We start from the raw sequence: 2,753 nt of genomic DNA on the forward strand, positions 1-2,753 counted from the left end.
AAGCCACAGAATGGTGTGGGTGCGATTTAAATTCTGCTGCGCCAGATCCAGCATCGCGTTGGCTTCGCCATAATCGTTATAGGCGTACGCTACATTGGCTGCCGCCGCCAGCGTCAGACAGGCCTCTTAGCGATCTACTTCGCCGGCATTAGTGCACCCAATCGCCGCTTCTCAGAGCTGCCTACTGTCAGCCCATAAACCCATATGTCAAAGGTGTAATTAAATCGGCGGACAAGGTTATGACGGTACCGTATTGCTTACTTTGACCGTTATATTCACCCACGTGGGTGCCGGCAACCTATAATCTGGACTATTCTGTAGAGTGCGACGGATCAGGACGTCAAGGTTGCTGTTGCCAAACCTGTTCCACGATAAAGGATCTTAAAAGTAACCAACTTGGCGGTTATAATTGTCAAACCTCGCTGATCAACGGCACTATAAGGCCTTCTGAAAACGCCGCCATATCCTTGATGATATCTGGGCAGCAGGTCCAAGGAGGTGCACGATCGGATTATCAGCGGCGAGATCACTGTGCCGACGGATTATGTATGACGCCAGTACGCTGCATGTGCTAAGGCCGGTAAATAGCGGCATTAGCAATGCTATCTCCGCCAGCGCACCCCTGATCAGGCTGCAGGATGTGACCAAGGTGTTTCCAGTATTATCGCCAACAATGCTATTAGTCTGCGATGTGGCCCGGCGAAGTGCATGTGCTATTGGGGAAAAACAACGCCGGAAAATCGACGTTGGCGGCGCTGTGCCTATCTAGCACTCTGTGGCCCGATAGCGACCGTATCGAGGTGTTGTCCCAGCGTAGTGTGTCAGATTGATTTTCCCCGCTAGGCAGCTGGCTCTCAGCATCGGCACAGTGTTTCAGCACCCGATGCTAGTGCCTACATCGCCGCTGACGGAAAATCTGGCGCGATGCTTGCGCGGCAGCCAGGTGCTTGATCCTCGACGAGCCGACCACTGTGCTCACGACACAAGACGCCGCAAGGTGGGGAAATTCCCTCGGCACGCCTACAGGCCCTTTCCTCTCAGATGGCCAGACCTGAGGTGCTAGAGTGGATGTTTCATCATAATATCGGCGAGGACACCCTGCGCCTGCCAGACGCAGCGCTGGTATTACACCCAAGTAGTGGCGAGCATGCGTCCGCACATAATACGACGCCGGAACGGTCCCGATGAATAACTGGCTCAGCGCCGCTGCTGGTTGCACAAAGGCTGTTGGTGGACGGATCCACACGTCCTGCTGCGCGACATCAATTTCAGTGTCGCCGGAAGCGAGATCTTAGCTGTTGACGGAATCGACAGCAACGGCTAAAAACAACTGGCGGAAGCCCTGGGAGAAGCACGCGCTAAGCGCTGGGCAGATCTGGCTGGCGGGGCAGACACTGTATTACTGCAACGTGCGCAAGCGGCGTCAGCATGGGTTTGAGCTACATCACCGATAACCGGCTCGGCGAAGGTACGGGGCGGCGCATTCCTGGTAACTGAAAATCTCTTGCTTAAATAGATAAAGCCCCCTTTCTGGCGCAGAGGACTATGCCGCCCAGAGCGCATTGATTCCTTTGCCCAGCTGCGTATCCGCACGTTCAATATTCGTTCCCCTAACCCAAGTACCCTTATCGGTACGCTACCTTGATTTGCACAATAGCCTAGCCATTCGCGANGCATTCGCCATTCCATTGCCATGGCCACGATGCGGTTGCCCGTAATGCCACCCAGTGCCTACTCTGCTTTAGCGGCGTAATAAGATTTTCAAACCCTCTATCTAACTATCGCCACTGCCAGGCTCATGAGCTGGCCAAGACGCCCTTTCAATAACTCCCCTTTTGCGGGCAAACCAGAGCAAGTAAGGCTTGGGCAGATTGATGAGCATCCGCCCCTGATATTACGGTATCACGGTATTGGCACTAGATCATATTTTTCCATTTTCTCCCCCTTGCGCGTCTGGTTATTCCCCAAGAAGACGTATCATTTCCGCTTCATCCATGATCGGAATATTTAATTGCTGAGCCTTGGATAGTTTAGATCCGGCCGCCTTCCCTGTGATTAGCAGATCAGTTTTGGCGGAAACTCTACCGCTGACCCGAGCGCCGAGCGCTACGAGCCGATCTTTGGCCTTATCCCGCGATAGGGTGCTGAGCACTCCGGTTAGAACAATGGTCTTACCGGCGAATGGATTATCCCCATCTGCGGCGGATGCTGCTACAGGCGTCGGCCAATGGATGCCTATCGCCGGGCTTAATAACTCCTTAATGACCTCAATATTATGGCTTTCCTCAAAAAAGTTACGCACGTGGGTCGCCACAATCTCGCCTACATCCTGCACCCCTATCAGCGAGTTGATATCAGCGGCGATCAGGGCGTCCAGCGTGCCATAATTAGCAGCCAGATTAGCGGCCGTCGCCTCGCCAACCTCGCGGATCCCAAGCGCGTAGAGAAAACGCGCGAAGGTAGTCTGTTTGGCCTTTTCCAGCGCATCCAGTAAATTTTGCGCCGATTTCGGTCCCATTCGCTCGAGCCTGGTCAGGATCTCTTTCGTCAGCTGGAATAGATCAGCCGGTGTTTTCACCAACTTACGTTCCACCAACTGATCGATGATCTTATCCCCCATGCCATCAATGTCCATCGCCCGACGCGAAACGAAATGCTTCAGTGCTTCCTTTCGTTGCGCGGCGCAGATGAGACCCGCAGTGCAGCGCAACACCGCCTCGCCCTCTACGCGCTCTACGTCCGAGCCGCAGACC

2 protein-coding genes and 1 pseudogene are annotated in these 2,753 nt (G+C 54.2%); 1 reads left to right on the plus strand and 2 read right to left on the minus strand.

Going from position 1 to position 2,753, the window contains the following annotated elements; translation table 11 throughout:
- Positions 1-689 precede the first annotated feature (689 nt).
- Positions 690-830 carry an ATP-binding cassette domain-containing protein gene (locus tag BG74_RS09740; RefSeq protein WP_187202436.1) on the plus strand — a complete coding sequence of 47 codons (141 nt, stop codon included), beginning with the start codon at positions 690-692 and terminating at the stop codon, positions 828-830.
- Positions 831-1,673: 843 nt separating this feature from the next.
- Here the strand turns inward: BG74_RS09740 and BG74_RS12035 are convergent.
- Positions 1,674-1,894, minus strand: a pseudogene (locus BG74_RS12035) (putative quorum-sensing-regulated virulence factor); the annotation flags it as partial.
- A gap of 63 nt (positions 1,895-1,957) precedes the next feature.
- On the minus strand, positions 1,958-2,753 hold a 796-nt coding region (locus BG74_RS15365), incomplete at its 5' end, for a helix-hairpin-helix domain-containing protein (protein WP_244267055.1).

Source organism: Sodalis-like endosymbiont of Proechinophthirus fluctus, from assembly GCF_001602625.1.
In the GTDB taxonomy this organism is placed as follows: Bacteria; Pseudomonadota; Gammaproteobacteria; order Enterobacterales; family Enterobacteriaceae.

What these genes read in the sequence shown, in the direction of transcription:
- BG74_RS09740 (WP_187202436.1), top strand. Translation starts at nt 690, where the DNA reads ATGTGGCCCGGCGAAGTGCATGTGCTATTGGGGAAAAACAACGCCGGA.